Source organism: Nocardia sp. TBRC8007 (genome assembly GCF_056629435.1).
The window spans coordinates 1-635 of record NZ_JBWSOR010000134.1 but is presented as its reverse complement, the minus strand read 5'-3'; the positions used below and the strand labels follow the sequence as shown (position 1 = coordinate 635).

Annotated in this window: 1 protein-coding gene; it reads right to left on the bottom strand. The window is 67.9% G+C overall.

What is annotated here, in order from left to right; translation table 11 throughout:
• Positions 1-65: 65 nt before the first annotated feature.
• Positions 66-605: a winged helix-turn-helix domain-containing protein gene (locus ACX4ZE_RS22965; RefSeq protein ID WP_480275545.1), complete on the bottom strand. Its 540-nt coding sequence runs from the start codon at positions 603-605 to the stop codon at positions 66-68.
• Positions 606-635 lie beyond the last annotated feature (30 nt).

Below are 635 nucleotides of genomic sequence, written 5' to 3'. Positions count from 1 at the left end.
TCGTCCTCGGACCGTGACCGTGGGAGTGCGCCCACGCACCGACCAGGTCGCCCGCGTCGGCGGCGTCATCGAGAAACCGGCCTCGTCTTCGAAGACCAGCCAGGCCCCGAGCGCCGCCGCTGTCGTTTTATCCGCGGCCATGTCTGTTTCACCCATCTCTGGACCGCTCGAGGATCCTGCTCGACCGCCCGCCGGGCCGGGAGCTGATACGACCAGCCATGCCGGTGCAGCAGCCGCCAGATACCCGCCGGTGACACATTCGTGGCGAACCGGCGCTCGACGAGCGCCTGGATCCGGGCCAGAGTCCAGGTCTGATCCGGCCAACCATGCGCCACCGCGCCTTCGGCCAACTCCGCTTCCAGCGCCGCGAACATGGTGTCGTCGAGTTTCGGCCGCCCCGGCGACCCCGCCGATCGCAATGAGAGCTCTCCGCCGTACCTCCACGCTCGACGCCACCGCTGCACCGAACGGACACCGACCCGCAACCGCTTGGCGATCTGCGCATTGCCCTGTCCTTCGGCGAACATCGCAGCCGCTTGTACCCGAATCCCCTCCCGGAACATCCGGCGCTCAGCCGTCAGTCCGCCACCTTGTGGATACCTCATGACCTCAGCACACACCCGCTGTCAACCCCT